Origin of the sequence: Rhizobium sp. FKL33, from assembly GCF_005222915.1 — a bacterium.
In the GTDB taxonomy this organism is placed as follows: Bacteria; Pseudomonadota; Alphaproteobacteria; order Rhizobiales; family Rhizobiaceae; genus Rhizobium_E.
In genome coordinates this window covers 63,056-87,766 of record NZ_STFX01000054.1, presented here as the reverse complement: position 1 = coordinate 87,766, position 24,711 = coordinate 63,056, and the positions used below count along the sequence as shown (strand labels likewise).

General features: G+C 62.2%; 26 protein-coding genes and 1 riboswitch. Of the genes, 17 read left to right on the top strand and 9 right to left on the bottom strand.

Translation table 11 applies throughout. The annotated features are described in order from the left end of the window. Positions 1 to 32 precede the first annotated feature (32 nt). The 5 genes from folP (at position 33) to E8Q41_RS23810 (ending at position 2,545) form a co-directional block, all read left to right on the top strand. Positions 33 to 908, top strand: coding sequence for a dihydropteroate synthase (gene folP / locus E8Q41_RS23830; RefSeq protein ID WP_137158259.1), 876 nt, complete (start codon positions 33 to 35; stop codon positions 906 to 908). Continuing rightward, entirely contained in the window at positions 905 to 1,279 is a 375-nt protein-coding gene (gene folB / locus E8Q41_RS23825; protein WP_137158059.1) for a dihydroneopterin aldolase, read from the top strand. Before folP ends, folB begins: the two co-directional genes overlap by 4 nt. Then, a complete protein-coding gene (folK, locus tag E8Q41_RS23820; protein WP_137158058.1) occupies positions 1,266 to 1,781 on the top strand; it encodes a 2-amino-4-hydroxy-6-hydroxymethyldihydropteridine diphosphokinase in 516 nt (171 codons plus the stop codon). Before folB ends, folK begins: the two co-directional genes overlap by 14 nt. A gap of 87 nt (positions 1,782 to 1,868) precedes the next feature. Continuing rightward, a complete protein-coding gene (locus tag E8Q41_RS23815) occupies positions 1,869 to 2,123 on the top strand; it encodes a type II toxin-antitoxin system prevent-host-death family antitoxin (protein WP_137158057.1) in 255 nt (84 codons plus the stop codon). Next, a complete protein-coding gene (locus E8Q41_RS23810) occupies positions 2,120 to 2,545 on the top strand; it encodes a hypothetical protein (RefSeq protein WP_137158056.1) in 426 nt (141 codons plus the stop codon). The genes E8Q41_RS23815 and E8Q41_RS23810 overlap by 4 nt, the downstream gene beginning before the upstream one ends. An 80-nt stretch (positions 2,546 to 2,625) precedes the next feature. Here the strand turns inward: E8Q41_RS23810 and E8Q41_RS23805 are convergent, their stop codons facing one another. The 4 genes from E8Q41_RS23805 to E8Q41_RS23790 form a co-directional block, all read right to left on the bottom strand. Continuing rightward, the gene (locus E8Q41_RS23805; RefSeq protein WP_137158055.1) at positions 2,626 to 3,171 is read right to left on the bottom strand and encodes a hypothetical protein; all 546 of its coding nucleotides are present in this window, start codon (positions 3,169 to 3,171) and stop codon (positions 2,626 to 2,628) included. Positions 3,172 to 3,369: 198 nt separating this feature from the next. Then, the gene (locus E8Q41_RS23800; RefSeq protein ID WP_137158054.1) at positions 3,370 to 4,401 is read right to left on the bottom strand and encodes a TIGR01620 family protein; all 1,032 of its coding nucleotides are present in this window, start codon (positions 4,399 to 4,401) and stop codon (positions 3,370 to 3,372) included. Further along, positions 4,398 to 5,870 carry a YcjX family protein gene (locus E8Q41_RS23795; protein WP_137158053.1) on the bottom strand — a complete coding sequence of 491 codons (1,473 nt, stop codon included), beginning with the start codon at positions 5,868 to 5,870 and terminating at the stop codon, positions 4,398 to 4,400. The genes E8Q41_RS23800 and E8Q41_RS23795 overlap by 4 nt, the downstream gene beginning before the upstream one ends. Before the next feature lie 54 nt (positions 5,871 to 5,924). Beyond that, entirely contained in the window at positions 5,925 to 6,428 is a 504-nt protein-coding gene (locus tag E8Q41_RS23790) for a histidine phosphatase family protein (RefSeq protein WP_170976593.1), read from the bottom strand. Positions 6,429 to 6,734: 306 nt separating this feature from the next. Here E8Q41_RS23790 and dksA point away from each other — a divergent pair, with 306 nt between their 5' ends. The 3 genes from dksA (at position 6,735) to E8Q41_RS23775 (ending at position 9,053) form a co-directional block, all read left to right on the top strand. Continuing rightward, the gene (dksA, locus tag E8Q41_RS23785; RefSeq protein WP_137158051.1) at positions 6,735 to 7,154 is read left to right on the top strand and encodes an RNA polymerase-binding protein DksA; all 420 of its coding nucleotides are present in this window, start codon (positions 6,735 to 6,737) and stop codon (positions 7,152 to 7,154) included. Between the two features lie 271 nt (positions 7,155 to 7,425). After that, a complete protein-coding gene (locus tag E8Q41_RS23780) occupies positions 7,426 to 8,709 on the top strand; it encodes an O-acetylhomoserine aminocarboxypropyltransferase (RefSeq protein WP_137158050.1) in 1,284 nt (427 codons plus the stop codon). Next, positions 8,706 to 9,053, top strand: a complete 348-nt coding sequence (locus E8Q41_RS23775) for a cupin domain-containing protein (protein ID WP_137158049.1) — start codon at positions 8,706 to 8,708, stop codon at positions 9,051 to 9,053. Before E8Q41_RS23780 ends, E8Q41_RS23775 begins: the two co-directional genes overlap by 4 nt. Here E8Q41_RS23775 and E8Q41_RS23770 read toward each other — a convergent pair. Further along, positions 9,050 to 9,709 (bottom strand): glutathione S-transferase family protein, encoded by a 660-nt coding sequence (locus E8Q41_RS23770; RefSeq protein ID WP_137158048.1) that lies wholly within the window; start codon positions 9,707 to 9,709, stop codon positions 9,050 to 9,052. The genes E8Q41_RS23775 and E8Q41_RS23770 overlap by 4 nt on opposite strands. Before the next feature lie 117 nt (positions 9,710 to 9,826). Here E8Q41_RS23770 and E8Q41_RS23765 point away from each other — a divergent pair, with 117 nt between their 5' ends. Continuing rightward, positions 9,827 to 10,789, top strand: a complete 963-nt coding sequence (locus E8Q41_RS23765; protein ID WP_137158047.1) for a YafY family protein — start codon at positions 9,827 to 9,829, stop codon at positions 10,787 to 10,789. Positions 10,790 to 10,791: 2 nt separating this feature from the next. Here the strand turns inward: E8Q41_RS23765 and E8Q41_RS23760 are convergent, their stop codons facing one another. Further along, positions 10,792 to 12,039 (bottom strand): cytochrome P450, encoded by a 1,248-nt coding sequence (locus tag E8Q41_RS23760; protein WP_137158046.1) that lies wholly within the window; start codon positions 12,037 to 12,039, stop codon positions 10,792 to 10,794. A 106-nt stretch (positions 12,040 to 12,145) separates the two neighbouring features. On the opposite strand from E8Q41_RS23760, the gene E8Q41_RS23755 reads away from it, so the two are divergent. The 8 genes from E8Q41_RS23755 to E8Q41_RS23720 all read left to right on the top strand — a co-directional run bounded on the left by E8Q41_RS23755 (position 12,146) and on the right by E8Q41_RS23720 (position 21,522). Next, entirely contained in the window at positions 12,146 to 12,400 is a 255-nt protein-coding gene (locus tag E8Q41_RS23755) for a type II toxin-antitoxin system Phd/YefM family antitoxin (protein ID WP_137158045.1), read from the top strand. Continuing rightward, positions 12,384 to 12,770, top strand: a complete 387-nt coding sequence (locus E8Q41_RS23750; RefSeq protein ID WP_137158044.1) for a type II toxin-antitoxin system VapC family toxin — start codon at positions 12,384 to 12,386, stop codon at positions 12,768 to 12,770. Before E8Q41_RS23755 ends, E8Q41_RS23750 begins: the two co-directional genes overlap by 17 nt. A 219-nt stretch (positions 12,771 to 12,989) precedes the next feature. Continuing rightward, a complete protein-coding gene (locus tag E8Q41_RS23745) occupies positions 12,990 to 13,622 on the top strand; it encodes an ATP-dependent Clp protease proteolytic subunit (RefSeq protein WP_137158043.1) in 633 nt (210 codons plus the stop codon). A 332-nt stretch (positions 13,623 to 13,954) separates the two neighbouring features. Then, positions 13,955 to 15,232, top strand: coding sequence for an ATP-dependent Clp protease ATP-binding subunit ClpX (gene clpX, locus E8Q41_RS23740; protein WP_137158042.1), 1,278 nt, complete (start codon positions 13,955 to 13,957; stop codon positions 15,230 to 15,232). A gap of 349 nt (positions 15,233 to 15,581) precedes the next feature. Continuing rightward, on the top strand, positions 15,582 to 17,999 hold the full coding sequence (gene lon / locus E8Q41_RS23735) for an endopeptidase La (RefSeq protein ID WP_137158041.1): 2,418 nt from the start codon (positions 15,582 to 15,584) through the stop codon (positions 17,997 to 17,999). Positions 18,000 to 18,115: 116 nt separating this feature from the next. Then, on the top strand, positions 18,116 to 18,469 hold the full coding sequence (locus E8Q41_RS23730) for an HU family DNA-binding protein (RefSeq protein WP_280776447.1): 354 nt from the start codon (positions 18,116 to 18,118) through the stop codon (positions 18,467 to 18,469). Positions 18,470 to 18,615: 146 nt separating this feature from the next. After that, positions 18,616 to 18,764, top strand: a riboswitch (FMN riboswitch). A gap of 97 nt (positions 18,765 to 18,861) precedes the next feature. Continuing rightward, positions 18,862 to 19,761 (top strand): DMT family transporter, encoded by a 900-nt coding sequence (locus tag E8Q41_RS23725; RefSeq protein WP_137158039.1) that lies wholly within the window; start codon positions 18,862 to 18,864, stop codon positions 19,759 to 19,761. A gap of 114 nt (positions 19,762 to 19,875) precedes the next feature. Then, entirely contained in the window at positions 19,876 to 21,522 is a 1,647-nt protein-coding gene (locus E8Q41_RS23720) for a Wzz/FepE/Etk N-terminal domain-containing protein (protein WP_137158038.1), read from the top strand. 201 nt (positions 21,523 to 21,723) lie between these two features. On the opposite strand, the gene E8Q41_RS23715 is transcribed toward E8Q41_RS23720, so the two are convergent. The 3 genes from E8Q41_RS23715 to E8Q41_RS23705 are packed head-to-tail and all read right to left on the bottom strand — an operon-like array spanning position 21,724 to position 24,682. Continuing rightward, positions 21,724 to 22,284 (bottom strand): putative colanic acid biosynthesis acetyltransferase, encoded by a 561-nt coding sequence (locus E8Q41_RS23715; RefSeq protein ID WP_137158037.1) that lies wholly within the window; start codon positions 22,282 to 22,284, stop codon positions 21,724 to 21,726. Further along, positions 22,281 to 23,444 carry a glycosyltransferase gene (locus tag E8Q41_RS23710; protein ID WP_137158036.1) on the bottom strand — a complete coding sequence of 388 codons (1,164 nt, stop codon included), beginning with the start codon at positions 23,442 to 23,444 and terminating at the stop codon, positions 22,281 to 22,283. Before E8Q41_RS23710 ends, E8Q41_RS23715 begins: the two co-directional genes overlap by 4 nt. After that, on the bottom strand, positions 23,441 to 24,682 hold the full coding sequence (locus E8Q41_RS23705; protein WP_137158035.1) for a polysaccharide pyruvyl transferase family protein: 1,242 nt from the start codon (positions 24,680 to 24,682) through the stop codon (positions 23,441 to 23,443). Before E8Q41_RS23705 ends, E8Q41_RS23710 begins: the two co-directional genes overlap by 4 nt. Positions 24,683 to 24,711 lie beyond the last annotated feature (29 nt).

The window sequence follows — 24,711 nt, the reverse complement described above, 5'->3', positions numbered from 1 at the left end:
TCAGCAGCCCATCACATCCCGAGCGGAGATCTCTGATGACCTCGCCCTTCGCGCCCTTCGACTGGAAACTCGCGCATGGACGCAGCCTGACGCTGGGTCCTGAGGCGGTGATCATGGCGGTGATCAATGTCACGCCCGATTCCTTCTCCGATGGCGGGCGCAATCTGGCGGTCGAGAGCGCGGTCGCAAATGCGCTTCAGGCCGCGGAAGACGGCGCCCGGATCATCGATATCGGCGGCGAATCCACCCGTCCCGGCGCTGCGCCCGTATCGGCCGAGGAAGAGCAGGCCCGCATTCTGCCGGTGATCGAGCAACTGGCGCGCAAATCCGGCCTGATCCTGTCGGTCGACACTTATCGCGCTGACACCGCGCGGCTGGCGATCCGCGCCGGCGCCCATATCATCAACGATATCGAGGGCTTGCAGAAGGATCCCGCCATGGCCGCAACGGCGGTGGACACCGGAGCGGGCGTCATCGCCATGCATACGGGCAGGGGACGCGACAAGCTTGCCGATCCGGTCGAGGACCAGCGGCATTTCTTCGCGGCGACGCTTCGCATCGCCGAAGAGGCGGGGCTTGCCCGGGAACGGATCGTGCTCGATCCCGGTTTCGGTTTCAACAAGGAGACGCCTTCGGACAATCTGGCGCTGATGGCCCGGTTTGACGAGTTGATCGCACTCGGCTATCCGCTTCTCGCGGGAACGTCGCGTAAACGGTTTCTCGGCGCGTTGACGGGTCGCGATCCGGCCGAGCGCGACGTAGCCACCGCGGCGACGAGCGCGCTTCTCAGAAATGCGGGCGCGGCCATTTTCCGCGTCCATAATGTCGCATTCAACCGCGACGCCTTGCGCGTCGCCGATGCTATGCTCAAGGCCCGCGAAACGGATGGGCGAGGAACACTTGCATGACTGGCACTTACACGATCACTCTCGCCAACTGCGCCTTCTTCGCGCGTCACGGCGTCATGGACGAAGAGGAAGTGCTGGGCCAGCGCTTCTTCGTCGACGCCGAACTGGAGGTCATGCCCGCCGGTCCGCTCGAACATGACTCGCTCGAAACGACGGTCGATTACGGCGTCGCCTTCAAACTGATCGAGAAGATCGTGACCGGCCGCCGTTATTATCTCATCGAGGCCCTGGCCACGGAGATCGCCCGCGCGCTCGCCCAGCAGTTTCCGCAGATCGTCCGCGCCAAGATCACGCTGCGCAAGCCGAATGCGCCGATCACCGGCGTTCTCGACTATGTCCAGGTGTCCGTCGAGCATCATGCCGAACGCTGAAACCGTCGCCTATCTCGGGCTCGGCGGCAATCTCGGCGACCCCGTCGCCAATATGGCCGCGGCGTTGCAGCAGGTCGAGGCGCGGCAGGACTGTCGCGTCACCGCCGTCTCCCGGCTCTATCGAACCCCGCCTTGGGGCAAGACCGATCAGGACTGGTTCTTCAACAGCGCGGCGGAGATTTCGACCACGCTCGATCCCCTGTCGCTTCTGCGTCTCTGTCTGGAGATCGAGCGGTCGATGAAGCGCATCCGCATCGAACGCTGGGGCCCGCGCACCATCGATCTCGACGTACTCGCTTATGGCGATGTCGCGCTGGCGAGCGAAGAACTCACTCTGCCGCATCCGCGCATGACGGAGCGCGCTTTCGTGCTCCTGCCGCTTGCCGATCTCGCGCCGGATCTCGTCGTCGCCGAGCGTCCGATTTCCGCCTGGCTCGCCGATGTCGACGCCGCCGGCATCGAGGTGGCGGACGCAGATCGGGGTTGGTGGCGTCGGGTGTGACTTCTTGGCGGCATTCAAGTCATGCCGTCAGCCCTACATTGACAAAATACGGAATTTCCGTAAATTTGCCCGAAACAGGAGCAGATCATGGGATATCCGACCCAGGTGTCAGCCACCACCTTCGCCAAGGAATTCGGCAAATATCGCGATGAAGCAATGGTGTCCGGCGGCGTCGAAGTCACGTCCCATGGCCGCCCGATCGGCGCGTATATCAGCTTGAAAGAACTTGAAAACTACGAGCGGCTCAAGAAGCAGGAGCGTCGGGTTATTCACGCGCGGGACATGGATGACGAGACGCTGTCCGCCATTATGAACGCCGAATATGGCAAGGCGTCCGAGTGAACTATCCGGATCCCGTTCCCGGTCTGGTGATCCGTTTCGATTATCTGTGGGACAGCGACCATCAAAGAGGCTTCGCCACCAGCGGCAAGGATAGGCCATGCGCCATCGTTCTTTATGTCAAGGCGTCTGGGCGAACTCTGGTCGTCCCTATCACGCACGCATATCCCGAGCCCGGTGACGAGAAGAACTCGCTCGAAATTCCGGCCGAGATTTGCGCAGCCATTGGTCTTGATCGGGAACGAAACTGGGTGCGCGTATCGGAAGTCAACGAATTCGAATGGCCCGGTCCGAATGTCCGACCCCGCCCCGATGACCCGGATCGAATCGACTACGGAATGATCCCAGAGACCTTCTTCAACGAGATCCGCAAGCAGCTTGCCAAGGTGGTTGCCGAGCATCGCCTGGCGCGCTCAAAACGTTGAGCCCAATAAAAAAGGGAAGCGCGGCGGCTTCCCATTCTTCACTCTTATGTTGGCCAATCAGACCGACAGGCCGCGAAGTCTCACTCGACCGAGCCGACCGCGATTTCGTCCGTCTGGCGGTTCAGCGACATGCCGATCACCGGGATCATCGTTTCGTCGACCTTCACGGAAATAGTGACGGTCATGGAATTCTTGCCCTGCAGGCGGGCGATCATCGCGCCGTTGAGGCGGGCGCGGGTGATGCCGACCACCATCTTCTGGCCGGTGACATTGCCCGAGACGATGTCGAGGCCCTTGCCGGCCGCGCCATCCAGGAACTTGCCCTTGTAGCTGCGGCCTTCGGCCATGATGGTCGCCTTCATCGGCTGCTTGAAGAAGCCGACGCGGCAATAGCCGTCGAGCGTCATGCCGGTGGACTTGCCCTCGGTGACGCCGGTCAGCGTGCAGTTGAACTTGGTGCCCTTGTATTTGCCGGCGACGATTTCGCCCGGGCCGCTCCACTCGCCGGCGACGCCTTCGAAAAACACCTTGTCGCGGCTGCCGGCTTCCGCCGGCGCAACCATCGCCGGCCCGAAGGCGACGAGGCTCGCAAAGCCAAGGATGAATGAGGTCACGCGCGAAAACATTGAGCTTCCTTCCGGGTCAGCCGCTACTGGAACAATCTCCGCAGTCTTGGCCGAGAATGGTTAATGGAGAGTTTCGTTATCGCCATTTAGCCGCCGTTCGCGCCGGATGAAAAGCGTTTCGCGCGTCGGTCGAGTCCGGGAAGGGGAATGGCGGCTCCCGCTGTTGCCTTGCTGCAACGGACGGTGGCCGCCTGCCGGTTATCCACCGGAATATCCGGTGAGATCCCCCACGAAATCACTGACGCCGGGCCGCCTCTGAGCGCGGAACGGCAGGGGACGCAGGAGATCCATGGCGGCGATGCCGATTCGCGCCGTCATCAACCCGTTGATAACGCCTTCGCCGAGCCGCGCCGAAATCTTCGAGGCGACGCCATGGCCGAGCACCTGCTGGGCGATGCCGTCGCCGACGGCGATCGATCCGGTGACGGCGAGATGGGCGATCACGTCGCCGAACAGCCGGAGCATGCCGAGACGTCCCGGGCGGGTGCCATAGGTCTCCGCCACCGTCCGCACCAGTCGGGCCGATTCGAACAGGACGTAGCCGAGATCGACGATGGCGCGCGGACTGACGGCGGTGACGATCGACACGCGTTTGCTCGCATCGAGAATCAGCCGTCTCGCACGGCGATCGGCGGGAGAGAGGAGTTCAAGCTCCGCGAGCCTGATCAGGCCTTCCGGGTCGATGACGTCCTTTTCCGTCGCCGCCAACGCCTTGCGGCCGGCTTCCGTCTCCGGGATCGATGCGGACAAGGCAACCAGCTTCGCCACCACCGCGCGGGCATGGGCGGGCTTCCGGTCGCTGAGCGCGATCTCCGCCTCGCGCTTCAGGTCCTGCACGGAGGCCAGGCGGCGCAAGGCCCAGATTTCGCGGCCGACCATGCCGAGCGCCGCCAGCACGGCGACGCCCGTCAGCGTCAAGGCGGCGTAGCCGAGCCAGTCGGCGCGGGCGTAGAGATCGCGGATCAGGCCGTCGAGCCAGAGGGTGAAGGCGGCGGAGAACAACAGGCCGAGCGCGCCCGTCAGTATCGAGAACAATGGAAAACCCTTGCGGCGCGGCGCGGCCACGGGCGGATCGGCCATCTGTTCGGCCAGAAACGGATCCTCCTCCCCCGATGTCAGCGTCACATCGGCGTCGAAGGCGGCCGGCGCCCGCGCCGGCTTCGGCGCGGATTGCGGCGGATCGCCGATGGAAAAGGCCTGGGGAGAGCGGCGGCGGGTGTCGTCTGTCATGTCAGCCGGTCTCCGATGAGAAACTGCAAGGCGCGGTCGAGCCTGATATGCGGCAGGGAGAGTTTGATGCCGCCGCCGGTCTCGTCGATCTCCGGCGGCCGGAATCTGACGACATTGACCTGCGGCGGCGCCTGTCCGGCCGCATCGCCGTCGCGATCGAAGTAGACGTCGGGATTGGCTGGCAGGTCGCCCGGAAACACCGCCGTCTTCCTCTCGCCGTCGAATTTTTCGCCGGCGATCTTCTCGCCCGCGATCGGCGTGCCGACGATCACCGGCAGCGTGTCGCCATCGCGTGACACGGTCGCCTCGCGGGTGGAGCGCACCGAAGCGAGCGCAATCACGTCGATGCCCGCGCCGGTTCGGCCGATGCGTTTGACCGCGCGTTCGACCATGCGGCGGGTAATGGCCTCCAGCCGATCATGGCTTTCGTGATGCAGATGATCGGCCTTGGTGGCGGCGATCAGCACCTTGTCGATCTTCCGCGTCAGCAGCGAGCCGAGAAAGGAATTGGCGCCCGGACGGAAAGACGCCAGCACGTCGCCGAGCGCGGTTTCGAGATCTTCGATCGCCTCGGATCCGCCATTGATCGCCTGCAGCGCGTCCACCAGTACGATCTGGCGGTCGAGCCGGGTGAAATGCTCGCGAAAGAACGGCTTCACCACATGCGCCTTATAGGCTTCGAAACGTCGCTCCATCATCGCCTGCAGACTGCCTTTCGGCGGCTTGCCCGGCTGCAGCCTGACGAGCGGCGCAAAGGTCAGCGCCGGCGAGCCGTCGAGATCGCCGGGCATCAGGAACCGCCCCGGCGCGAGCGACGAGAAAGCCTGCTCATCATCCTTGCAGGCCCGCAGATAGGCAGTGAAATCCTGCGCCAGGTCCCGAGCCGTCATTTCGTCGGCCGGCGCATCCGGCGCAGTCTGTTCGGCGCGGGCGAGCCAGTCGCGGGCGAAACCGGCCCGGCGCGGCTGGCGCGCCAGTTTCTGCGCCTGCTCCGAAAATGCGGCGAAATCCTGCGTCAAGAGCGGCAGATCCATCAGCCATTCGCCCGGATAATCGACGATATCGATCGACAGCTTGCCGGGCGACAGGAGCCGCCCCCAGCCGGATGCGCTCTGGTAATGCAGCGTGATGCGCAGTTCCGAGATCGCCCGCGTTGAATCGGGCCAGATCCGTCTCCCGACCAGCGCCTTGACGTGATCCTCATATTGAAAGCGCGGCACGGCGTCGTCGGGTTGCTCCTCCAGTGCGACCGATTTGATCCGGCCGGACCGCTGCGCTTCGAACAGCGGCAACCGCCCGCCATTCAGAAGGTTGTGGATCAGCGCGGTGATGAACACGGTCTTGCCGGCGCGTGAGAGCCCGGTCACGCCCAACCGAATGGAGGGGTTGAACAGGCTCGACGCTTTGTCGCCGAGATTTTCGAGCGCGATCCAGGCTTCATCGGTGAACGAGGTGGGGGAAGGGGACAAGGCGATTTCCGCATGCGTTGCTGTAGAACCAATATAGGTCGCCGGCCTCGGAGATCAAAGCGGCGCGATCATGTCCACGATCACGCCTGCTCCCTGTGACAGGCGCAACGGGCGTTGGAAATCGACAACCAGCAGTCCGGCGGTGGGATAGCCGAAGGCCAGTTCGCCCGGCTGTTCCGTCAGGATTTGCGCGGCCAGCGCCTCGATCATCGGATTGTGCCCGACGATCATCACGCTCGGCTCCTGAGCGTGACCTTCGATCAGCCGGCAATAGGCCTCTGGTCCCTGGTCATAGAGCGTTTGGTCGTAGTTGGCCGTCAAGGAGCCGAACACGTCGAGAATCGCCTGCGCCGTTTCCCTGCACCGGCGCGCAGGCGAGGCGATGAGCCTGTCGGGCTGATAACCAGCCGCATAGGCGCGGACGGCGACGTCGCGGATGTCGGCCTGTCCCTTGCGATCCAGCGCCCGGTCGAAGTCGCGACCGCCCGGCTCCGGCCAGGCGGCATTGGCGTGGCGCAGCAGAAAAAGACGAAAATACTGACTCTTGGGTGACGTCATCTCGTCCAATCCGGCTCCCAACGGCATGATCGCCGGTTAAACCAGCCGTACCGGGAAAGGTCAATCCTGTCCCAATTGGAGACAATGTGTCACGGCCCGGTGATTTGTGCGGCCGAAGACGCGGCCAAACGCGATCCGGATTTGCCGCCCTGATCAATAGAAAGGCAATTCGTGCACGTAAATTAACCACTTAGCACGCGAATATGACAGATTTAAAATCCGTTAAACTCGCGCTTTCTGCTTGAATCAGAAAGGCTGCGGAGCTATAGAGCCGCCTTGTACGGGTTGTTCTTCAGGAGAATCGCGTTGAGTGAGAGTATCGATCTTACGAACTATGTTCCCTCGGAAAACGAAGAATTTATGAACCCGAGGCAGCGAGCATATTTCCGTACCAAACTGGTCGCCTGGAAAAACGAAATCCTGCGCGAAGCGCGCGAGACGCTCGACCATCTCGCCGAGGAAAGCGCCAACCATCCCGATCTCGCCGATCGGGCGTCTTCGGAAACCGACCGCGCCATCGAGCTTCGAGCCCGCGACCGGCAGCGCAAGCTGATCTCCAAGATCGATGCCGCCCTGCAGCGCATCGACGACGGCACCTACGGCTATTGCGAGGAAACCGGCGAGCCGATCAGCCTCAAGCGTCTCGACGCCCGGCCGATCGCCACTCTGTCGATCGAAGCGCAGGAACGCCACGAGCGCCGCGAAAAAGTCTACCGCGACGAATGATCATGAGGCCGCCTGGGAGCGGCTTTTTTGTTGTTCGGCGGCGGGATCGCGCGCGCAAGGCGAGGGGCCGTTGCTTTTGTGTGGAGGCACAGGGGGAACGGTGTGCGCGAAATAACCGTGTCCGGCAAAATGAATTTTTCAGGCTTTCCAATTTTCGCGTGTGAATTTTGCGCGCGCTTCTCAGTCGAGCCGTTATAGTCGCCGACGTAATTTCATCTCGGCGTCTTCAGGATAAGCCGTCCTGAGGATACGCTGACAAAGGGAGGACTTCATGAGCAAAGACAATCCGGGCTTTTCCACGCTCGCCGTTCACGCCGGCGCGCAACCCGATCCGACCACCAAGGCGCGCATCACGCCGATCTATCAGACGACGAGCTTCGTCTTCGACAATGCCGATCACGCCGCCGCACTGTTCGGCCTGCAGCAGTTCGGCAATATCTACACCCGCATCATGAATCCGACCCAGGCCGTGCTCGAAGAGCGCGTCGCCGCGCTCGAAGGCGGCACCGCCGCGCTGGCCGTCGCCTCGGGTCATGCCGCCCAGCTCCTGATCTTCCACACCATTATGCGCCCGGGCGACAATTTCATCGCCGCCAAGCGTCTCTATGGCGGTTCGATCAACCAGTTCGGCCACGCCTTCAAGAGTTTCGACTGGCATGTGCGTTGGTCCGACATGTCCGATCCCTCGGCTATGGAAGCGCTGATCGATGAAAACACCAAGGCCGTGTTCATCGAAAGCCTCGCCAATCCCGGCGGCGCCTTCGTGGATATCGCAGCGATCGCCGAGGTCGCTCACAAGCATGGCCTGCCGCTGATCGTCGACAACACCATGGCCTCGCCCTATCTCGTGCGTCCGATCGAGCACGGCGCCGACATCGTCGTGCATTCGCTGACCAAATTCATGGGCGGCCACGGCAATTCGATGGGCGGCATCATCGTCGACGGCGGCACCTTCGACTGGTCCGCGTCCGGCAAATACCCGCTGCTGTCGGAGCCGCGCCCGGAATATGCCGGCGTGATCCTGCACCAGACCTTCGGCAACATCGCCTTCGCCATCGCCGCCCGCGTGCTGGGCCTGCGCGATTTCGGCCCGACCATCGCGCCGATGAACGCCTTCCTGCTGATCACCGGCATCGAGACGCTGCCGCTGCGCATGCAGCGCCATTGCGAAAACGCGCTTGCCGTCGCCAAATGGCTGAAGTCGCATCCGAAGGTCGGCTGGGTCAGCTATGCCGGTCTCGAGGATGATCCGAACAATGCGCTGCAGAAGAAGTATTCGCCCAAGGGCGCCGGCGCCGTCTTCACCTTCGGTCTCAAGGGCGGCTACGAGTCCGGCAAGACACTGGTCGAAAGCCTGAAGCTGTTCTCGCATCTCGCCAATATCGGCGACACGCGTTCGCTCGTCATCCACCCGGCCTCGACCACGCATCGCCAGCTCACCCCCGAGCAGCAGATCGCCGCCGGCGCCGGCCCTGATGTCGTCCGCCTGTCGGTCGGTATCGAAGACGCTTCCGACATCATCGCCGATCTCGAACAGGCTCTCGAAAAAGCATGACGAACCACGCCCTCGGCTTCGATCTCTCGTCGATCACTCCGGAAACCGGCGCGCCCGCGCCGGACCGGCTGATTGCAGGTGATCCGGTTTTCACCACCTGGAACATCGAAGAGTCCGAGGGCGGTCTCTATGCCGGCGTGTGGCGCGCGACGCCCGGCAAATGGAAGATCGTCTATGAGGAATGGGAGTATTTCCATATCCTCGAAGGCTATTCGATCGTTACTGAGGACGGCGGCGAGCCCGCGCATCTCCGCGCCGGCGACCGCCTCATCCTGCGGCCCGGCTTTGTCGGGACGTGGGAGGTGGTCGAGACGACGACGAAGGATTATGTGATCCGGCTTTAACCGGCAGCGTTCAGCAACGCCGCTGCCGCTTCGTGCTCGGTCAACATTCTGGCGTCCTCGGCCAAAACCTTCTGGATGCTCGCCCGATCATTGATCCGGCCTATATAAGCTTGGAAGGCAGGGCGGGCTTCCACGAGACCGAACATCGTCGTCCAACGCAGTGCGCCTCCCCAAAGAAGGTCCGCTGCCGTGAAGCGATCGCCGAGGAGATATGGCCCGGCTTTCAACGCCTCTTCGAGCATGTCGATCAGGGAAGGGTAGCTGGCATATGGGGTGTCGTTCAGGGAGGCTGGCTCGCGCCGCAGATAACGATCGATCACCGCCGGTTCAAAACAATTTCCATAGATAAATAGCCAGCGGAGATAGGCGCCTCGGTCGGGATCAGCGAGCCCGGGCGCGAGCCCGGCTTCGGGAAACATGTCGGCCAGATAAAGGTAGACAGCGCCTTGTTCGGTGACCAGCGCATTGCCGACTCGAACCGCAGGCACCTTGCCGAGAGGATTGACGGCAAGATAGGTCGGTTGGCGCTGTTCTCCGACCTTCATGTTGAGCACATGAAGATGGTATGGAACCTTCAATTCTTCCAGCAGCGCCCGCGCGCCGGTGGCGCGGGTCTGGGGCGAATAAAAGAGGGTGATCGGCAGGTTATTGATCATCGGAAATCTCCCTTGAAGAATGCATCGCGTTTTTGGCGATGAAGAGAGAATGCTGCGCCATACCTGTCAGATCGTGTCAGGTTGTTTTCACCAAACTGGGGGGAGGAGATTTTTCTTATGCGGGCAAGCCGGCTGATCAACATTCTGACCACCCTCCAGGCAAAAGGGCTTGTGACCGCCGAGGCGCTGGCGGCGGAAAATCAAGTGTCAGTGCGAACGATCTATCGCGATGTCGACGCCCTGTCGCTGTCCGGCGTTCCCGTGTACAGCGAGCGTGGCTCAGAGGGCGGTTATCGGCTTCTCGACGGATATCGTGTCCGTCTCAACGGCCTGACACCAGCCGAAGTGGAAGCCATGTTCTTCACAGGAATTCCCGGCGCCGCCGCGGATCTTGGTCTGGGTTCGCTGATGGCCGGCGCGCAGAAAAAACTGACGGCGGCGCTGCCGGAGGATCTTCGCGAAAGCGCAAGACGCATTCAGTCCAAGTTCCATCTCGATGCGCCCGCTTGGCTCGCTGAAGGCGAACAGCCCATCCATCTTCAGGCGGTAGCCGATGCAGTTTGGAACTCCAAGCGCATTTGCATGCGCTATCGCTCATGGAAGGCTGAGAAGAGCCGGGACGCCGACCCACTCGGCATCGTAATGAAGGGCGGAGCCTGGTATCTGGTCGCCCGCGTCGAAACCTCCGTCCGCACCTACAGGATTTCCCGCGTGCTAGACCTGATCGTGACCAATGAGCACTTCGACTGGCCCACAGATTTTGACCTCGCCGACTATTGGAAGGCGAATACACGCCGACTGGAGCATGAGCTTTATCAGAACTGGGCGACTGTTCGCCTGTCCCCTGGGGGGATCAAAGAACTCGAGCACATAGCGCCAGCATTTGTTCGGGCAAAACTCGAACTCATCGGTGAGCCTGACGAACGCGGCTGGCGCGTCGCGCGCCTTCCCGTGGCGCAGGAGCGTATGGCCATATCCGAAATGCTGAAACTTGGTCCGGACTTGGAAATCATCGATCCGCCGGAACTGCGGCTCGCCATGCGCCGGACCTTGGAGATCCTTTTAGGATACTATCCCTAATTTCACCACTCCAGATCCAGCCGCTCCAGCCCATGGAAGTGATAGACGTCCTTCACCACCGGCACCTCGGCGATCCGCATTTTCGGAAGCCGCTCGAACAGGATCGGCAGGGCGATGTTCATCTCCAGCCGCGCGAGCGGCGCGCCGATGCAGAAGTGGATGCCGGCACCGAAGGAGAGGCTGAGGCCCTCGTTGCGATCGGGTTTGAAGGCGAGGGGATCTGAGAATTTCCCCGGATCGAGATTGGCGGCCGCGAGGATCAGGCCGATCTCGTCGCCCTTTCGCAACTGCACGCCGTCGACCTCGACATCCTCGAGCGCCCAGCGCTTGAAGATGTGAACGGGGGCGGAAATGCGGAAGCTTTCCTCAACTGTGAGTTCGGTTGATTTTGCGTCGGCGAACAGCGCCTTGGGATCATGTTCCGAGGCGAGAATGATGTTCACCGCATTGCCGATCTGGTGGACGGTCGCTTCATGGCCGGCGTTGAGCAGCACGATCGCGGTCGAGACGAGTTCGTCCTCGGTCAGGAACTGCCCGTCGCGGGCCGGCGACAGCATCAGCGTCAGCAGATCGTCCTGCGGATTGGCGCGCTTCTCCTTGGCGAGCGTCTTCACATAGTCGGCGAAGTCGCGGGCGGCCTTGTTGGCGAGCGCCTCGTCCTCCGCGGTGCGGCCGAACATATACATCCGCACATAGTCATGGCTCCAGTCGAGCAACTGCCGGCGCATGTCCATCGGCACGCCCATCATGGCGGCGATGATGGTGACGGGGATGACTTCGGCGAAGGAGGACAACAGTTCCGTACCGCGATCGGGCGCGAAACCATCGATCAATTCGTGACAGAGCGAGGTGATCTCGGGCCTGAGCTTTTCGATCTGCCGCGAAACGAAGGCGCGGTTCACCAGCGTTCGCAACCGCGTGTGCTCGGGCGCTTCGAGCGACAACAGCGACTTGGACTCGGCCCTGTCGAAATCGGCGAGATCGGCGCGCGGCTCAGCCCAGCCGAGTTCTTCACGGCTCATCACATGGGTGATCTGCCGCCCGAACCGGCGGTCCCGCAAAAACGCGTTCACGGTGTCGTAGCCGGTGAAATACCACTGCTTTTCCTCCTCCCACCAGAAAGTGGGGGAGGCCGCGTGCATGGCCGCATAGGCGATGTTCGGATTGCGGTAAAAATCGGGATTGCGGGCGTCGAGCGACACGCGGCGATTGCTGGCGTCGAATTTGAAATAGGCGGGGAAATGGGACATGCGGGATACTCGTGTGAACTCCGCGGGACTTTATGGCGGGGCCTGTGAAAATTGCAATGGCGCCGCTCCTGTCTTATATTCAGGCCCGTTGAGCGGGAGAACGGCCATGCGTCATGTCAGCCTGCAGGAAGCGGAAGAAAACTTCAGCGACTTGATGTCAGCCGCCGAGGGCGGAGAGACTATTATCGTCGAAAAGGCTGGCAAGCCCGTTGTGCGTTTCGAGCCGGCGCAGAAAATTGCTCGCCGACCGCGCCGGATCGGCTTTCTCGATGGCCAGATGAGCGTTCCCGACGATTTCGATACGATGTGCCAGGAAGAAATCATCGCCCTTTTCGAGGGGCGCGATGAACTACCTCGTTGACACCAATGTTTTGATTTGGATGTCGATGCAGTCCTCTCGACTGTCAGAAGAGATCACGGGAATTTTGGAAAGCCCCGACAACACTATCTGGTTCAGCGCGATTTCAATTCTGGAAGTGGCGATCAAGCAATCTTTGAAGAAAGCTGATTTCAATGTGGACCCGAGCAGGCTGAGAGTGGCGTTGATTGCCGAGGGCTACCATGAACTCCCCGTCACCGGCGCCCATGCCGTCCGCGTCCTGGATCTGCCGCTCATCCACCGCGATCCCTTCGATCGTCTGCTGGTCGCCCAGGCCCTTTGCGAGGATCTGATTGTTATGACCGCCGATCACGCTATAGCCGACTATCCGGTTCAAAATCTCCGCGTCTGATTTTGGCGCGCCGCTTCACACATTGTTCACCCTGACGCCCAATTCCGGTGCAGCCATGCCCCGGCGTAATCTGCCTTTAAGAGCGAATCGGCGAGGGATAGCGCAATTTCCGCGCATGGCTTGAAGTCCGGGGGACGGACACTCTATGTATGGGAACAGAGAAAAGGTTGATTCCCGAGAAAATAACCGATCTCCGGGGAGTTTATGTGAAGGATGGACATGAGAGATCCGATTGAAACCACCATGGCGATTATTCCCCAGGTGATCGAGCAGACCAATCGCGGCGAACGCGGCTGGGATATCTTCTCGCGGCTGCTTCGTGAGCGGATCATCTTTCTGATCGGCCCGGTGGACGACACGATGGCGGCGCTGGCCTGCGCGCAGCTCCTGTTCCTGGAATCGGAGAACCCGAAGAAGGAAATCTCGCTCTACATCAATTCGCCCGGCGGTTATGTCACCGCCGGCATGGCGATCTATGATACGATGCAGTTCATCCGCCCGCCGGTCTCCACGCTCTGCGTCGGCCAGGCCGCCTCGATGGGCTCGCTGCTTCTGACCGCCGGCTCCAAGGGCCTGCGTTTCGCCACGCCGAACGCCCGCATCATGGTCCACCAGCCTTCGGGCGGTTTCCAGGGGCAGGCCGTCGACATCGAACGTCACGCTCGCGACATCCTCAAGATGAAGCGTCGCCTGAACGAGATCTATGAAAAGCATACCGGCCGCACCTATGAGGAAGTCGAGCGCGCTCTCGACCGCGACAACTTCATGACGGCGGAAGAGGCCAAGGACTGGGGCCTGGTCGACGACGTCATCACCACCCGCGCCGAGCGCGAGGGCGGCGAGGAGGCCTGAGGCTTGACGCCGCGCCGAACGCACGGGATAGAAGGGCGGGTTGCCCCGCTCTTCGCTTGACAAGCCCTGTTCTTGACAAGATTGTGTCCGATAGCAATTTGCGTGGAAGCCTCGGGCGTTTAGGAATAGCATTAAGCCTATGTTGAAGAATTGTGACATAGGCTTCCCATTGAGCAATGGGGACATGTTGCTGTTATCGTGCGAATGTGCTGCGTTGCGCCGAACCATCTGTCCCTCAGGCCTCGTGTAACAGCGGAAACGCCGCTTCATGCCGGGGTGTATGATCGACCCCGCGTTCCTTTCTGGTCGCGGCGTGCTGGAAGGAAGTGAAAATGAGCAAAGTCAGCGGAAGCAACAGTGGCGACTCGAAGAACACGCTTTATTGTTCTTTCTGCGGCAAGAGCCAGCATGAGGTGCGCAAGCTGATCGCGGGTCCAACCGTGTTCATCTGCGACGAGTGCGTCGAACTCTGCATGGACATCATCCGCGAGGAAAACAAATCCTCCATGGTCAAGTCGCGGGAAGGCGTGCCGACCCCGCAGGACATCATGAAGGTCCTCGACGAATATGTCATCGGCCAGAAGACGGCCAAGCGCATTCTCGCTGTCGCTGTGCACAATCATTACAAGCGATTGGCGCATGCATCCAAGAATCAGGACATCGAACTGGCGAAGTCCAACATCCTGCTCGTCGGCCCGACCGGCTGCGGCAAGACCTACCTCGCCCAGACGCTGGCCCGCATTATCGACGTGCCCTTCACCATGGCTGACGCGACCACGCTCACGGAAGCGGGCTATGTCGGCGAAGACGTCGAGAACATCATCCTGAAGCTGCTCCAGGCCGCCGACTACAATGTCGAGCGCGCCCAGCGCGGCATCGTCTATATCGACGAAGTCGACAAGATCAGCCGCAAGTCCGACAACCCCTCGATCACCCGCGACGTGTCGGGCGAGGGCGTCCAGCAGGCTCTGCTGAAGATCATGGAAGGCACCGTCGCGTCGGTTCCGCCGCAGGGCGGCCGCAAGCATCCGCAGCAGGAATTCCTGCAGGTGGACACGACCAACATCCTGTTCATCTGCGGCGGCGCTTTCGCCGGCCTCGAAAAGGTCATCTCGGCCCGTTCGGAAAAGACCTCGATCGGCTTTGCGGCCAAGGTCGCGGCCCCCGATGATCGCCGCGTCGGCCATGTGCTGCGCGATCTCGAGCCGGAAGATCTGGTCAGATTCGGCCTCATCCCGGAATTCATCGGCCGTCTGCCCGTCGTGGCGACGCTGGAAGACCTCGATGAAGACGCGCTGATCCAGATCCTCAGCGAACCCAAGAACGCGCTGGTGAAGCAGTATCAGCGCCTGTTCGAGATGGAAGACGTGGAACTGACCTTCCACGAAGCGGCGCTGCGCGAAATCGCCCGCAAGGCGATCATCCGCAAGACCGGCGCCCGCGGTCTCCGCTCGATCATGGAAAAGATCCTGCTCGACACCATGTTCGAACTGCCGGCCATGGAAGGCGTGCAGGAAGTGGTGATTTCGGAGGAGGTGGCCAAGGGCAGCGCCCGTCCGCTCTACATCTACGCGGATCGTCGCGACGAGAAGGCTCCGGCCTCCGCCTGAGTCGTCTGACGGTTCTATCGTTTTGAGAAGCCCGGCTCCGGCCGGGCTTTTTGCGTCTGGGGCGCAGTTTTGGCAGAGGATGACGAAAAACGCGTTGCCTTGGCGACTGGATCGGCGCAAAACAGGGTTAAGATTCCGGCGATGCCAATACGCGCAAGCTGCGTAAGCTTCGGACCATCCGGGTCGGATTGAATGTTCGCGGGATATGACGGATTTTTGACGGCAGGCATTTTCGGCGATCGTCCCAGCCTTGAATTGCATGCTTAGGATCTCCACCTCTATCCCGAACAGGCCGACGGCGCGGACCACTCTCCGCAGGCCGTAAGGGTCTGGACTGAAAGGGAAACAAATGACCAAAAAAACATTCCCGACGGAAGAAGGCCAGCAGAACTATCCCGTCCTGCCGTTGCGCGACATCGTGGTTTTTCCGCATATGATCGTGCCGCTGTTCGTCGGCCGCGAGAAGTCCATCCGCGCGCTGGAGGAGGTGATCGGCACTGATCGCCAGATCCTGCTGGTCACGCAGAAGAACGCCACCGATGACGATCCGTCGCCGGCCGCGATCTTCGAAGTCGGCACCGCGGCCAATGTCCTGCAACTGTTGAAGCTGCCCGACGGCACCGTCAAGGTTCTGGTGGAAGGCCGCGGCCGCGCCAAGATCGACAGCTACACCGATCGCGAGGAATTCTACGAGGCCCAGGCCAGCGTGCTGGTCGAGCCCACGGAAGACGCCGTCGAGATCGAGGCCCTGTCCCGCTCCGTCGTTTCGGAATTCGAAAACTACGTCAAGCTCAACAAGAAGATCTCGCCGGAAGTGGTCAACGCCGCCGGTCAGATCGACGATTATTCGAAGCTTGCCGACACGGTCGCCTCGCATCTGTCGATCAAGCTGACCGACAAGCAGGGCATGCTGGAAACCGTCAGCGTGAAGGAACGTCTCGAAAAGGCGCTCGGCTTCATGGAAGGCGAGATCTCCGTCCTGCAGGTCGAGAAGCGCATTCGCTCGCGCGTCAAGCGCCAGATGGAGAAGACCCAGCGCGAATATTACCTCAACGAGCAGATGAAGGCGATCCAGAAGGAACTGGGCGACGAGGACGGCCGTGATGAAATGGCCGAAATCGAAAGCCGGATCGCCAAGACCAAGCTGTCGAAGGAAGCCCGCGAAAAGGCCGACGCCGAATTCCGCAAGCTCAAGCAGATGAGCCCGATGTCGGCGGAAGCCACCGTCGTGCGCAACTATCTCGACTGGCTGCTCGGCCTGCCCTGGGGCAAGTTCTCACGCGTCAAGACCGATCTGCTCAACGCCGAGAAGATCCTCGACACCGATCACTTCGGCCTCGACAAGGTCAAGGAGCGCATCGTCGAATATCTCGCCGTGCAGGCGCGTTCGACCAAGATTCGTGGCCCGATCTTGTGCCTCGTCGGCCCCCCGGGCGTCGGCAAGACCTCGCTGGCGCGTTCGATCGCCAAGGCCACCGGACGCGAATATGTCCGCATGGCGCTGGGCGGCGTGCGCGACGAAGCCGAGATCCGTGGTCACCGCCGCACCTATATCGGCTCCATGCCCGGCAAGGTCGTGCAGTCGATGAAGAAGGCGAAGAAGGCCAATCCGCTCTTCCTGCTCGATGAAATCGACAAGATGGGCATGGACTTCCGCGGCGATCCGTCATCCGCTCTGCTCGAGGTGCTCGATCCGGAACAGAACTCCACCTTCATGGATCACTACCTGGAAGTGGAATACGACCTGTCCAACGTGATGTTCATCACCACGGCGAACACGCTGAACATCCCTGCGCCCTTGATGGACCGCATGGAGATCATCCGCATCGCCGGCTACACCGAGGACGAAAAGCTCGAAATCGCCAAGCGGCACCTGATCTCCAAGGCCATGCGCGACCATGCCGTGCAGCCCAAGGAGCTCTCGATCACCGACGAGGCGCTGCTCGAAGTCATCCGCTCCTACACGCGGGAAGCCGGTGTTCGTAACTTGGAACGCGAGCTCAACAAGCTTGCCCGCAAGGCGGTCACCGAGATCCTGCGCAGCAAGGTGCTGTCGGTCGCCGTCACCGTGGACAATCTATCCGACTATCTCGGCGTGCCGCGGTTCCGCCACGACGAAGCCGACAAGGAAGACCAGGTGGGCGTCGTCAACGGTCTCGCCTGGACGGAAGTCGGCGGCGAGTTGCTGATGATCGAAGGTCTGATGATGCCGGGCAAGGGCCGCATGACGGTCACCGGCAACCTCAAGGACGTGATGAAGGAATCGATTTCCGCTGCGGCGTCCTACGTCCGCTCGCGCGCCATCGATTTCGGCATCAAGCCGCCTTTGTTCGAAAAGCGCGACATCCACGTCCACGTGCCGGATGGCGCGACGCCGAAGGACGGTCCGTCGGCCGGCATCGGCATGGTGACGGCCATCGTCTCGGTGATGACCGGCATTCCGGTGCGTCACGACGTGGCGATGACCGGGGAAATCACCCTGCGCGGCCGGGTGTCTCCGATCGGCGGCCTCAAGGAAAAGCTGCTCGCGGCCTTGCGGGGCGGCATCAAGAAGGTGCTCATTCCGGCTGACAACGCCAAGGATCTGGCGGACATACCGGACAACGTGAAGAACAATATGGAGATCATTCCGGTTTCCAGAATGGGCGAAGTGCTGGAGCATGCTCTTGTGCGTCAGCCGGTTCCGATCGAGTGGGACGAATCCTTCGAAAGCGCGCCGGCCAAGCCCGACGCGGAGGGCGACGCCTCGGTGTCGATCGCTCACTGAGGGCGCTCGTTGCCCAATTGGCTCGAAAAATACGATGGCCGGTCGAAAGACCGGCCATTTCATTATGGAAAAAGCGTTGAACAGGCTGGATTTGCCGGGTTTTTCGTATAACAGAGTTGCCGTCGGGCAGCCGATGTCTATTCTGCCCATCACATTACGAATCGTTTCAAACCAACTATGAAAGGGGTGGAAACATGAACAAGAGTGAACTCGTGGCGGCTGTCGCCGAACGCTCTGGCCTCAGCAAGGCCGATGCAGCGACCGCTGTGGATGCGGTGTTCGACACCGTGCAGGACGAGCTCAAGAAGGGCGGCGAGATTCGCCTCGTGGGTTTCGGCAACTTCTCCGTTAGCCGCCGCGAAGCGTCCGTCGGCCGCAATGTTTCGACCGGCGAAAAAGTGGACATTCCGGCGCGCAACGTGCCGAAGTTCACGGCAGGCAAGGGCCTGAAGGACGCGGTCAACAGCTGATCGCTCCCGCCTAGATTTGGCGCAAGGCCCGGCCCTTCACATGGCCGGGTTTTGTTTTTTGTGGGTGATGCAATCCTTTCGCAGTTGCGAGATTGGTGTTGCTGTCATCGGCTGCATCGACTAGATTTTATCGGCCGGGTGACCGGCGACGTTCTCAGGGCGGGGCGAAATTCCCCACCGGCGGTAAAGGAGAAATCCAAGCCCGCGAGCGGCCTCCTGTCGAAAGCAGGAGGCGTCAGCAGATCTGGCGCAATTCCAGAGCCGACGGTCACAGTCCGGATGAAAGAGAGCGGGTTTGACAATGGCTGCCCGGAATGCGCCTGCGCGCGTCCGTGGTGAAATTGCGCATCCTCGTGCGCCCTGATTTGTGTTGACCCCGATGGGATAGGAACATGAATCAGTCTGGTTTGAATGGAATATCATCGCCCGCCTTCCGGGGCGCGGCCTTCATGGTGCTGGCGGGCCTCGGCTTCACGCTGGTGAATGTGGTAACGCAGCATGTCACCATGAATCTCGGCCTTCCCCCCACCGCCGACGCCTTCTGGCAATATGGCTTTGCGCTGTTGTTTTCGCTGCCGGTCGTGGTGAAGGCGGGCGTTCGCGCGCTGGCGACGCGGCGGCCGCTGACGCATCTGGCGCGCGTGGCGCTATCGGTGCTCGGCGTTCAGGCCTGGGTCATGGGGCTGGCCAATGGCGTGCCGATCTGGCAGGCGATTGCGCTGGTGATGACCTCGCCGTTTTTCGTCACATCAGGGGCGGCGCTCTTTCTCGACGAAAAGGTGACCGCGGAGCGCTGGGGCGCGATCACGTTGGGCTTCGCCGGCGCTATGGTCATCCTCAGCCCCTGGTCGGACGCCTTCTCGCTCTATTCGTTGCTGCCGGTGCTGGCGGCCGCGCTCTGGGGCGGCGCGTCGCTTCTCACCAAGAGCCTGCTGCCGGAGGAGAGTTCGGCGACGGTCACTGTCTGGTTGCTGCTGCTGCTCACGCCGGTCAACGCCGCTTTCTCTGTCGCGGCCGGCTTTCAGTGGCCGACTGGCGAGATCTTGGGTTGGGTCGCTCTCTCGGGCCTCGTGATGGCGCTTGCGCAATACTGGCTCGCCAAGGCCTATGAAAGCGCCGACGCCGCTTACGTCCAGCCTTTCGACGATCTCAAGCTGCCGCTCAATGTCGCGGCCGGCTGGATCGTGTTCGGCTATGCGCCCGAGGGCTATCTCTGGCTCGGCGCGGCGATGATTCTCATCGCCTCCATGGCCAATATCGCCGTCGAACAGAAGCGCCTGCGCACCGCCTGACGCCGACGTTCACCATGGCGCCGCGCTTACCTTGATTGCGACACAAGCGCATTCTATATCGCCTTGGCGGCTCCTTCACGGGGCCGCCTTTCCTTGGCGATATAGGGTGCTTTCTTGGCCAACAGCGCGGCTTCCTCCTCCGATATTCACGTTCTCGAACAGCTTGCCGGCATCTTTCGCCGGCGCTGGAAGGGATTGGCTGTGTTCACGCTGCTCGGCCTCGCCGCCGGCGGCCTCTACGCCGCCAGCCAGCCGCCGCGTTACAGCGCCGCCGCGACCGTCATGGTCCGCTCCGGCTTCGCCGTCGATCCGCTTCGAGAAGGCTCGGTCACCACCACGCCGGAGGAAGAGGGCCAGTTCCTCAGCCAGATGGAGCTCGCGAAGTCCACGCTGGTGATCCGCAAGGTCGCCGCAGGCCTGAAAGATGAAGATCGAATCGCGCTTCTGAACGGCGCCGAACAGTCACCTCTCGAAAAGGCGCTGGCCGGCTTTGAAAAGCGCTCCGCGCGTGTCGGCGCCCCGTCCGCCGAGCGGGTCGAAAGCGCGCTGCGGTCCGGCGTCAGCGTCACCCGGCAGGGACGCACCTATGTCGCCTCGATCGGCTTCTCCCACGGCAATCCCGATGTAGCCAGCATCATGGCGCAGGCTTTCGCTGAAGCGTTCCGCGAAACATTGGCCGAATCGTCCGACGCCGCCAATGCGCGGATTCGCTCCGCCATCGAGGCCGAACTCGCCACGACGAGCGGCCCTGCCGGCGCCGCCTTGATCGACAAACTGCAAAACGTGACGATCTCCCGCGCTTTGCCCGGCCTGGACGCGGTGATTATTTCCGACGCCCGGACGCCTGCCGCGCCGATTGCGCCGCGAAAGGGCTTCCTGCTGGCGGTGGGCGCCATCCTGGGAGCCGCGTTCGGCTGCCTGTTCGCCGCCTGGCGGGAAATGCGCGACCGCGGCCTGCGCGACGGCGATACGCTCGCCCGCAGCCTCGGCGCCCGCTTCTTCGGCTATATGCCTGTGGTTCCCAGGGAGCGCCGTCTCACCGGCTCCACCACCGTTTCTCAATTCAGCCTGCCCGTCGGCGCCCGCCGCGCTGTGGATCAGCCCTATAACCGCTTTGCCGAGACGCTGCGCGCCGCTGGCGTCGCGGCTCTGCCGTCGCCGGTGGACAAGGCTCGGGTCATCGGCGTCACCTCGGTGCTTCCGGGCGAGGGCAAGACCGTGGTCGCTGTCAATCTCGCCGCGCAATTGGCCAACCAGGGTCGCCGTGTGCTGCTGGTCGATGGCCATCTGCGCGATCCCGACCTCACCAACTGGCTGGTTGGTCGCCCTGCCGGCGGCATCGTCGACGCTGTCATGGTGGATGCGCCGCTCGATCAGGCCGCACTCTTCGACAGGAAGAGCAATCTGACGCTGCTGCCGGTGGGCGAGGGCCGCAAGGCCGATCCCGCCGCGCTCTGGACCGGCGATAAATTTCGGGAATTCCTCGCCAGGCAGGCGGGCGAGCATGACGTCGTCATCATCGATCTCCCGGCCATCGCCGCCACTTCCGACGCTTCGGCCATCGCGCCTGTCGTCGACGGTTTCGTGCTCGTCGCCGAATGGGGCGGCGCGCCGGCCGAACTGATCACATCGGTGCTGGCGGGCGAGCCTGAAATCAGGGGGAAATTGCTCGGCGTCGCGCTGTCGAAGACCCGCCTCGGAAAATTGTCGCGCTATGTGTCGAGCTCGGCCCGCGGCGCCTATCAGCATCGGATTGGGTGAGGATCGAAGGGCGTGCTCCGCCCCTCATCCGGCTGCCGCCACCTTCTCCCCGTAAAAACGGGGAGAAGGATGATGTGGCAACGTCAGCGCTCCATCGCCCTTCTCCCCGCAAGCGCGGGGAGAAGGTGGCGGCAGCCGGATGAGGGGCTGTGCACGCCGCTTACTTAAGCAAAAAGCCGAATTTCTAGATCGAGCCGAGGCTCAAAACCTCTTCCGCTCGCGGATCTTCTTCGCCGGGTTGCCCGCATAGATCCCCCAGGGCTCGAGATTCTTCGCCGCAACGCCGCGCGCGCCGAGAATAGCCCCTTCGCCGACGGTGACGCCCGGTCCGACGAACGCCTCCGCCGCCACCCAGGCCTTGGGCTCAATGGTCACCGGCTTGGGCTGGATCTGGAAATGCGGATCATCGGGATCATGCGTGCCGCCGCAGAGATGGGCGCGCTGCGAGATGATTGCGTAGGAGCCGATTTTCATCTGTCCCATATTGTAGAGAATCACCCCCGGGCCGACGAGCGCATGGTCGTCCATGGTCAGATTGGGCGGATACCAGATCGTCGTCTTGGGATAGACCCGCGCCTTGGGCGACAGTTTCGCGCCGAAGGCGTTGAGCAGAAAGCGCCGCCAGCCGTAAAGCGGCACCGGCGTCCAGCTGCCGGCCAGCGCCCAGGTGAGGTTCCAGGCGGCGCGGAACAACCGATGTTTCAGCGAAAAGCTCGGTCCGCCCTCGCGCGGATTGGCGGCTTTGGCGTCGAGAACGCTCATCGTTTCTTCCTCTTCCAGTCGACCGCCGCTTGATAGAGATCGAGCAACCCGTTGCGCACGCTTTCCTCGGAAAATTCCTCAGCAGCCAGCGTCTTCGAGCGCGCCGACGCCTGATCCCACTCCGCATCCGACAGGGAATGCGCAGCCTTGAGGGCGGGATAGATCGTCTCCGGCGCAAAGCCGGTGCGGAAGGCCGCGCCGCGCTCGAAGCCGATGGCGAGATTGCATTCCGGCGTCAGGATGGCGGGCACGCCCGCCGCCCAGGCTTCGAGCACCGCCATCGGCAGACCCTCGCTCTTCGACGGCAGCAGGAAATAGCGGGCCGACGCCATGGAGCGCGCCTTGTCCGGCCCATATTGCGGGCCGGCGAACAGCACATTGCCGAAGCGACGGTTGAGGTCGTCGGCGCGCCGCTCGAAACCCTCGATGCCGTCGTTCCAGCCGCAGAACACCAGGAGCGAAGACCGGGCGAAATCGGGGTCGTCGAGCGACAGCTTCTCCCAGGCCTGCATCAGCTCCATGCAGCCCTTCTTCTCGTGGATGCGGCCGAGAAACAGATAGACCTTGCGGCCCTCATACTCGGGCTTCATCCAGGAGGGCGGCTGGCCGTCGCTTGCGAAAGCCTGGGCGAAATTGCGGATGATGCGGCTCGGCTGGCCCGTGACGAATTCCGCGACATCGCCGCCTTCCTTGTCGGTCAGCAGATGAAAACCGGCAGCCTTGCGCAGGAACCGGTTCTGGTAGAGTTTCGACACCGCGCCCTTGAGCTCAGGCGAACGCGCCCGGATCCACGGCTCCAGCATGCCATGCGGGCTCACAACATAGGGACGCCCTGTCAGCATCGACCAGGCATAGGCGGCCGCGGCTTGAAACTGCCAGACGCCATGCACGTGCACGAGATCCGGATCGGCCTTGAGCAGCGACAGAAGGGCGCCCGGCGCGAAACTGTAGCTCTTCGGTCCGAAGAACCGATGCAGATGCAGCTCCGCCGCCCGCCATTGCTCGGGATCGACCTTTTCGGTCGAGGCGTCCACGGCATGCACGCTGATCTTCTCGAAACCCGCCGGCGCGAGCGCCGACAGATGCAGCCGCACCGCTTCCGAGACGCCGCCGCCGAGCGGAGACACCGTAGGCAGAGTCAGCGCCAGCCGCTTGATCATGCGCGGCTCCCGATCTTGGCGAGTATGTCCTGCAGCCGGGTGAAATTGGTCTGGTAGACCTTCACGGCGTTCTGGATCTCGGCCTCGGATGCAGCGAGATCGGCGTAATCCTTCGACACCCGCTCGATCAGATAGGCGTAGTCGATCTTGTCGATCGGCGTATGCCGGTGGCTGAGCTTGAGGTCGTTCATGATATATTCGGTCTTCGGCAGATATGCGATGGCGAAGGTCGGCCGGCCCGCCATCATCGCGAAGATGCAGGAATGGAAACGCGTGCCGAGAAACACGCTGGAGCGGCGGATCAGCGCGCGCAGGATGTCCGGCTCGCGGCTGACCGCGTCGATCACCACGGGATGTCTCGCTTTCTTCTGCACGTCATAGGCCGTCGGCAGATCTTCGGACACCTGGTTGAAGATCACCGGCGTCAGGCCATGCGTCTCGCTCATATGGTCGGCGGCCCGCGCCACGGCGTCGGTGTAGCGCTCGTAATCGGCGCGCGGTTCCTTCGATTTCGGGAAGGACCAGTTGACCACCGTCATGCCGAAGATCGGCTTAGTCGGATCGACGCCGATCTGGCGATAGATGCCGTCCACCAGCTCAGCGTCGTCCTCGACGCGATCGTTCCAGAAGGCGCTGTCGCCGGTGCGGAAGATCTGCTTTTCCGGCAGCTTCAGTTCATGGGCGAGGAAGTCGTAGGAATAGCTTTCCCGCGCGCAGAGGAACGGCACCTTGCCCAGCACATGGCGGGCGACCGCGCGCGACACCGGCCGCTCGATCGGCCCCACGCTCTGCGGCGCGAGAATGACCGTTTTCCCATAGAGCGTGCCGAGATGCACATGCAGAAGCGCGATGAAATAGGCGAAATTGGTGTCGTGGATATAGCCGCCCGGCGCCGAGATCACCACATCGGCGTCGCGGATCGCGGCGAGCGTCTCGCGCTGGGCCGGCGGCAGCAGCTTTTCGAGACCGAGAAAGGGCAGATAGGGCGACAGCCAGGCCGCGAGCAGGAATATGATCGATTTCAGGCGATTGACCACGCCGCCGCCGCCGGTATTGCCGATGCGTTCGGACCAGGCCACTTTCGGATGAACGGCCGCCGCGTCGGCAATGCCTTCGAACACCGCGCCGGCGATTTTCGCATCCGGATAACGCGCGCGGATTTCGTGAATGCATTCGTCGAGCAGGACGGAGTCGCCGCGGTTCGAACGCCCGAACGCGTTGACGATCATGAACTTCATCTCTTGTGTGTCTCCGAAACGAGGGCAGG